This window comes from Streptantibioticus silvisoli (assembly GCF_027947535.2).
Classification (GTDB): Bacteria; Actinomycetota; Actinomycetes; order Streptomycetales; family Streptomycetaceae; genus Streptantibioticus_C; species Streptantibioticus_C silvisoli.
Genome location: NZ_JAAGKO020000116.1, coordinates 1 through 6269, shown reverse-complemented (window position 1 = coordinate 6269; position 6269 = coordinate 1). Strand labels below are relative to the sequence as shown.

5 protein-coding genes are annotated in these 6269 nt (G+C 75.9%); all 5 read right to left on the bottom strand.

The features are described from left to right. A partial coding sequence (locus POF43_RS34180) for an AMP-binding protein (RefSeq protein ID WP_282704957.1) occupies positions 1-500 on the bottom strand: 500 nt, incomplete at its 3' end. 55 nt (positions 501-555) lie between these two features. Beyond that, on the bottom strand, positions 556-3039 hold the full coding sequence (locus POF43_RS34175) for an ATP-binding SpoIIE family protein phosphatase (protein ID WP_271324846.1): 2484 nt from the start codon (positions 3037-3039) through the stop codon (positions 556-558). A gap of 294 nt (positions 3040-3333) precedes the next feature. Beyond that, a complete protein-coding gene (locus POF43_RS34170) occupies positions 3334-4101 on the bottom strand; it encodes an SDR family NAD(P)-dependent oxidoreductase (protein ID WP_271324845.1) in 768 nt (255 codons plus the stop codon). Positions 4102-4520: 419 nt separating this feature from the next. Beyond that, positions 4521-5591: a CU044_5270 family protein gene (locus POF43_RS34165; RefSeq protein ID WP_271324844.1), complete on the bottom strand. Its 1071-nt coding sequence runs from the start codon at positions 5589-5591 to the stop codon at positions 4521-4523. Continuing rightward, the gene (locus tag POF43_RS34160; protein WP_271324843.1) at positions 5588-6220 is read right to left on the bottom strand and encodes an RNA polymerase sigma factor; all 633 of its coding nucleotides are present in this window, start codon (positions 6218-6220) and stop codon (positions 5588-5590) included. The genes POF43_RS34165 and POF43_RS34160 overlap by 4 nt, the downstream gene beginning before the upstream one ends. Positions 6221-6269 lie beyond the last annotated feature (49 nt).

Sequence of the window (6269 nt, the reverse complement as noted above, 5' to 3'; positions counted from 1 at the left end):
GGGGGGGTCGCCGGGGAGGGGGTCCCCCGGGAGGCGGTCCCACCGGGGGGGGGGGGGGGGGGCGCGGCGGCGGACGGTGGGGGGGCGGGCGGGGGGGGCGGTTCGCCGCCGGGGGCGATGAGGGCGGCGGGGGCGGCGTCGGCGAGGATGCGGTCGACGCGGTGCGGCGGGTAGGCCGGGTCGATCGGCAGGTAGGGCTTGCCGCAGCGCAGGGCGGCCAGGGCGGCGGTCAGCTGGCCGGGGCCGGGTTCGAGCAGGACGGCGACCGGTCCGGGACGGCCGTCGAGGACGGGGGCCAGCCGGGCGGCCAGCGCGCGGGAGGCGTCCGCCAGCGCCTGGTAGCTCAGGGCCGACGTCCCGGCGCGCACCGCGGTCGCGGAGGGGTCGAGGCCGGCCATCAGGTCGAAGCGGCGCAGCAGGGTGTCCGGCCGCGCCGGGGAGCCGGTAGCCTGCCGCGTCTTCGCGGAGACCTCGCACGAGTTGCCACACTCACGCTCCACATCAGCAGCATCGTACCTTTCGGCTTCCGGCGGGTGAAGTCGGTCGCCCGCCGCGTCATCCGGCTCCGAGCGGGCCCTGTCCGGTCTCCGGGAACGCCGCGGGCGCCGGTGCCGGGGACCGGCCGCCGGACGGTGTGACGGGCGGTCCGCCGCCGTCCGGTGCGGGCAGCGGCAGCTCGAACCACACCACCTTCCCCGAGTCGATGGACCGCGCGCCCCACTGCGCGGCGATGTCGCCGACCAGGGTCAGGCCCCGGCCCCGTTCGTCGTCGTCGGCCGCCCGGGTCAGGTGCGGCAGGCGTTCGTCGTCGTCGGCCACCTCCACGACCAGGGTCTCGCCCCGGGCCATCTGGATCTCGACCTGCCCGCGCGCGTGCCGGACGGAGTTGGTGACCAGTTCGCTCATCAGCAGCTCCACGGTGTCCCGCAGGGCGTCCAGGTCCCAGTCGTGCAGGGTGCGCCGGACCAGGTCGCGCACCAGCGGCACCGAGCGGGGTTCCGGGGGCAGCTTGCAGCGGATCCAGCAGTGCTCGGGCGTGCTCGGCGCCCGGGCCATGAGCACCGCGAGGTCGTCGTCGCCGCCGAGGTCGACGAGCGCGGTGACCAGCCCGTCGCACAGCTCCTGCAACGCCTCCCCGGCCGGTGCCGGACCGCCGAGCGCCGAGCGCAGCGACTCGATGCCCACCTCGATGTCCTCGCCGCGGCGCTCGATCAGGCCGTCGGTGTAGAGCACCAGCGTGCTGTCCTCGGGCAGTTCGATGTCGACGACCGCGAACTCCGTTCCGCCGAGCCCGATGCCGAGCGGCACCCCCGGGTCGACCGCCACGATCTCGGTGGAGCCGTCCCGGTGGCGCAGCACGGGCGGCGGGTGGCCGGCGTTGACGATGCCGCAGGCGCGGGTCACCGTGTTGTACACGGCGTAGACGCACGTGGCGTGCTGCATGGCGGGGCTGTTCTGCACGATGTCGTCGAGCCGGGTGAGCAGGTCGACCGGTTCCAGGTCGAGCCTGGCCAGGGTGTGCATCGCGGTGCGCAGCTGGCCCATGCCGGCGGCGGCCTGGATGTCGTGGCCCATCATGTCGCCGACGACGAGGGCGACGCGGTGGCCGGACAGCGGGATGACGTCGAACCAGTCGCCGCCGACCTTGGCCGAGCGGCTGGTGGACCGGTAGTGGGAGGCGACCTCCAGTCCGGGGCGCCCGGTGATCTCGTGCTCGCCCGGCAGCATGTCGCGCTGGAGCGCCACGGCTATCCGCCGCTCCTCCTCGTACATCCGCGCGTTGTCCAGGCTCAGGGCCGTACGGGTGGCGAGCTCCTCGGCGAGCTTGAGGTCGTCCGCGTCGAGCGGGTCGCGGTGGCTGGAGCGGCCGAAGCGCACCAGGCCGAGGCAGCGGCCGCGGGCCAGCAGCGGCGCGGTGATCAGCGACCCCAGCCCGTTGCGGCCCGGCGGCCGGGCGGGGGCGCCGGGGTCGTCGAGGTCGGCGAGGTCGGCCGCGTCGACGTCGTCGCTGAGCCAGGGCCGGCCGGTGCGCACCGTGTCGTGGGTGCGCGATCCCACCGGGTAGAGGTGCTCGCTGCGGTCGTCGGCGAACAGCGCCCGGTCGGCCGCGTCCTCCAGTACGCTGCGGCCGGCCAGCCGGACGGTGGAGACCGGGCGGTCGGTGGAACGGAACCTGCCGCCGCCGAGGAAGTCCTCGCGGACCTCCACCGAGGCGGCGTCGGCGAACTCCGGCACCGCGAACGCGGTCAGCTCGCGCGCGGTCTCCGCCAGCTCCAGCGTGGTGCCCACCTTGCTGCCGGCCTGGTTGACCAGGGCGAGCCGCTGGCGGACGGCGGAGGCGTCGAGCAGGGCGGTCTCCTTCTGCGTCACGTCGACGATCAGGCCGCCCAGCCCCAGGACCTGGCCCTCCCGGCCGGTCAGCCGGAAGAAGCTCACCGACCACGCCTTGTCCCGGTCGCGCCGGCCCTGGCTGCGGGTGGCGAGCACCACGTTGTGCAGGGGCTCGCCGGTCTCCAGCACCCCGCGCAGGTGCTTCTCGTACTCGCCGCCGTCCGCGGCCCGCACCACCTCGCCGACCCGCGAGCCGAGGTGGTCGCCCACGGACATGCCGTTGAACTCGGCGAGGGCGTCGTTGACCATCACGTACCGCAGCTCGTTGTCGAGCACTCCCAGGCCGAACGGGGAGGTGCGCATCAGGGCGTCGGCGAAGGCGCTCTGCACCTCGCTGCGCGGGGACCGCCCCATCTCGCCGATCTGGCACAGCAGTCCGGTGGTGCCGCCGGGCTCGGCCAGCGGTGAGCAGGTCAGCAGCGCGTCCCGCCGGCTGCCGTCCCGCAGTGTCACCGACATGACACGTCCGTCGCCCGAGGCGACCGCGCCGAGCGCGGCGGCCGGTGCGCCCGGCGGGGCCTCCGCGATCAGGAGGTCGTAGTGCCGCCCCAGCGCCTCGGCCGACGAGTGGCCGAACCAGGAGCGGGCGTCAGCACTCCACGCGCTGATGCGCCCGGCATGGTCCAGCGCAAAGGATGCAATAGACATGTCTGGGACATACTGTCGCACAATCCCACCTATCGCACGCCGCGGACTTGTCGCCCACGCGTTCGTGCGCTCCCCGGTTTCCCCCGTCACCCGGTGTCACCTCAACGTTCCAGGGCGCGTTTCACCGCATGACCCCGCGCCATCAGGTCATCACAGTATGCGATGACCTGCATGATGTCGCACCGAGCCCCTGTTCCGCAGGCCGTTGCCCGACCCGGGCGGGCGGGCGGACGCGGCACGCGGGGCACCGCCGGCCGCGGTCACCGGCGGCGCCCGACGCGTCCGGCCGCGCGGCTACATCCAGCCGCCGTCGACGGCCAACGTGCTGCCGGAGACGTACGAGGCGTCGCCGGAGACCAGGAAGCGCACCGCCGCGGCCACCTCCTCGGGCTCGGCCCAGCGCCCCGCCGAGGTCATGCCGCGCACGATGTCGCCGGGGGCCACGTCCGCCAGGGACGCGGGCGTATAGCGCGCGGCATGCTCGGCCGCCATGTCGGTGCGGGTACCGCCCGGCGCGATGGCGTTGATGGTGATGCCGCGCTCCCCCAGCTCCGGGGCGAGGTTGAGCGCCAGCGCGCGGACCGCGGCCTTGCTCGCGGCGTACAGCGCGTGGTGGCGCACCCCGATCCGGGCGCTGACCGAAGAGGTGAGCACGATCCGGCCGCCCGCCTCCATCACCGCGGCGGCGGCCTGGGCGGTGAACAGCTGGCCGGCCACGTTGACGGAGAACACCCGCTGGAAGTCCTGCTCGGTCAGCGTCTCCAGCGCGCCGAAGTGCTCGATGCCCGCGTTGCTGACGGCGATGTCGAGCCGTCCGAAGGCGGCGACGGTCTCGGCCACCAGCCGCTGGGGCGCGCCCGGTTCGCTCACGTCGGCGCGCGCCAGCGCGACCCGGGCGCCGGACGCGGTCAGCTCGTCGGCCAGCGAACGCGCCGCGGCCTCGTCGGAACGGTAGTTGACCATGACCGCGGCGCCGTCGGCGGCCAGCCGGCGCACGACGGCGGCGCCGATACCGCGGCTGCCGCCGGTGACGAGTGCGGTCCTGCCGGTCAGGCTCTGCATCGGTGGTTCCTCCTGACGCACGCGACCGGATCGCGGTCCCGCGCTGTTCGTACGGCTGGGCCCCCGCCACGCGGGAGCCGGTCGGGCCCGGCGCCGCGGACGGGCCGGCCCCGGGGTCACGCACCGGCCGGCTCCCGCACGCGGGGGGGACGGCGCGCCGCCGCCCCCCGGTGGGTGACCGGACGGGTGGCCGGCGCCCCGCGCGCGAGGTGACGTCCCCGTCCCCGTCCGCGCGGCGCCGGCCGGGACAGCCATCATCCGACCCCGCGCGCGGACACCGCCAGCGGGCCGGCCCCGCCGGGAGGCCCGGGGTGCGGCCGGCCCGCGGGCGCGGTGCCGTCAGCCGGGCGGGGGCGCCGCGATCGGCGACCCGGTCCCGTCAAGCACGCGAGCGCACCGCGGTCGACGACGCGATCCCGTCAGCCACGCGGCCGTGCCGTGGTCGACGGTGCCGCCGAGGGCCGGGCGGGGGCGGGGCGTTCGCCGGCCCGGTCCACCACCGCGCGCTGCTGCACCGCGTCGCTGGAGAGCAGGGTGCCGGCCCTGCCGAGCGTGCTGTCCTCGGTGAGGTAGGTGCGTGACCCCAGGAAGGACAGGTCGCGGGCGTCGAAGACCCACTCCGACCGTTCCCCGTGCGCGCTGTCGTCGCGGGCGATGCCGACACCGTGGCGGCCCAGGGCGTCGGTCGCCCGCGGTGCGGCGGTGACCCCGGGGATGCGGGCGGCCGCCCGGTACAGGGCTGCGGCGTTCGCCGGCGGCATGACCTGCTCGGAGATGAGGTCGCCGATCTGGTCGAACACCGCCTGGTCGCGCTCCAGTCCGTACGCCGCCGGGGTCCTGGCGTACAGGTACCTCAGCAGCGCGCCGGGGTCGGTGGGCAGTGAGGCGAGCCAGCGGTAGGTGGGCCGGTCCAGGCCCGCGGCGGTCCCGTGGGTGTCCCCCAGCTCCGGGTTGATCGGCTCGGTGGCGCCGTCCTGGCGGATCAGGCCGAGCCGCCGCACCGGGCCCGGCACCTGCGACAACCACACCTCGCGCTCCGTCAGCGGCCCGGTCACGGCCTTCCCGCTCGTCTCGTCCGCCCCCCGGACCTCGCTGCGCACGTAGACGAACTGGCTGTCCCCGACCGGGACGGCGTCGGTGGCCAGGGCCACGTCGGAGATCCGGCCGAGCAGCACGGTGGCCTGCCGGGTGCCCGCGGCACCGTGCGCCGTCTCCCGCGCGGCGCCGTGGCCGCCCGGGTGGAGGCTCACGGCCAGCGCGCCGGCCAGCGCGAGGGCGGTGACCGGCGCCAGGACGGCGGGGCGCAGCAGCCTGCGCCGGGACGGCGGGGCGGGGGTGGTGTCGTGGTCGACGCGTCGCATCAGGACGTCCTTGTGGTGGAGGTGGCGCCCGGGCGGGAGGTCCCGTTCGGCCGGGGGCGGCAGGAGGAGTGCCAGCTCCCGCACCTCGGCCGGGTACGGTCCGGGGCTGGACGCGGTGGTGTCGTTCATGGGGTTTCCTCCCGGACGGGCAGGGCCGCGAACACGGCCTCGTTTCGTACCGCTCCGCGGGCGGGCCGCGGTTCCGCCTGGTTCGCGCTGAGCCGCCGGAGCCTGGCCCGGGCGCGCGACAGGCGCGACCGCACGGTGCCGACCGGGACCCCGAGGGCCTCGGCGGCCTGCTGGTAGTCCAGCCCCGACCACACGCACAGCACGAGGACCTCCCGCTCCTGGCGGCGCAGCCGGCCCAACGCGGCCTGGACCGCGGCCAGTCGGCGGGCGTCGTCGAGCCGTCCGGCCGTCTCCTGCGCGAAGTCGGCGACCACCGGCGGGCCGGGGTGCCGGCTCAGGAAGGCGAGGCGCCGCCGCCTGCCGCGGTTGGCGTTGTGCGCCTTGTGCGTCGCGATACCCAGCAGCCACGGTTTGAGCGAACCGCCGTCCGGCTCCACCCGTTCGCGGGTGCGCCAGGCGGCGAGGAACGTCTCGGACATGACCTCCTCGGCCGTGGACCAGTCGCCGGTCAGCCGCCGCGCGTGGTTGTAGACGACGCGCGCGTACGCCTCGTACAGCTCGGCGAACGCCGCCCGCTCCCCCGCCCTGACGCGGCGCCGCAGTCCGTCTCCTTCTTCGGTGTGCTTCACACCGTTACCTCTCCGCGGCGGCGGGGCGGGTTCCCGTGATCCGCGGCAC

What these genes read in the sequence shown, in the direction of transcription:
- POF43_RS34170 (WP_271324845.1), bottom strand. Translation starts at nt 4,101, where the DNA reads ATGCAGAGCCTGACCGGCAGGACCGCACTCGTCACCGGCGGCAGCCGC.
- POF43_RS34165 (WP_271324844.1), bottom strand. Translation starts at nt 5,591, where the DNA reads ATGAACGACACCACCGCGTCCAGCCCCGGACCGTACCCGGCCGAGGTG.
- POF43_RS34175 (WP_271324846.1), bottom strand. Translation starts at nt 3,039, where the DNA reads ATGTCTATTGCATCCTTTGCGCTGGACCATGCCGGGCGCATCAGCGCG.